The sequence below is a fragment of the Psychrobacter sp. W2-37-MNA-CIBAN-0211 genome (assembly GCF_040309405.1).
GTDB lineage: Bacteria > Pseudomonadota > Gammaproteobacteria > Pseudomonadales > Moraxellaceae > Psychrobacter > Psychrobacter glaciei.
Map to the genome: position 1 here is coordinate 1 of NZ_JBEOOU010000321.1, position 261 is coordinate 261.

A 261-nucleotide genomic window follows, 5' to 3' on the forward strand; every position below is an offset into this window, starting at 1 on the left:
CTGTTAGCCACAGTGATACCAGACTCGATACAACCAGGACAGCCAACTGTTTTTGCTGCATTACCATCATTACCCGCAGCACTTACCACAACAATACCTGCAGCTTCGGCAGCTTCAAACATCGTTTTGTAAGGGCTACTTGAAGGATCAGAGCCAGCGCCACCACCCCAAGAATTGTTAATGACATCGGCGCCATCATTAACGGCATGTTCTAATGCTTCCATTAACATGATGTTCGAACCACTGCCACCAGTACAGTCT

Annotated in this window: 1 protein-coding gene; it reads right to left on the reverse strand. The window is 47.5% G+C overall.

Annotated elements, in window-relative coordinates:
- The coding region (locus tag AAEY72_RS15400) for a S8 family serine peptidase (protein WP_352311468.1) at positions 1 to 261 on the reverse strand (261 nt) is incomplete at both ends.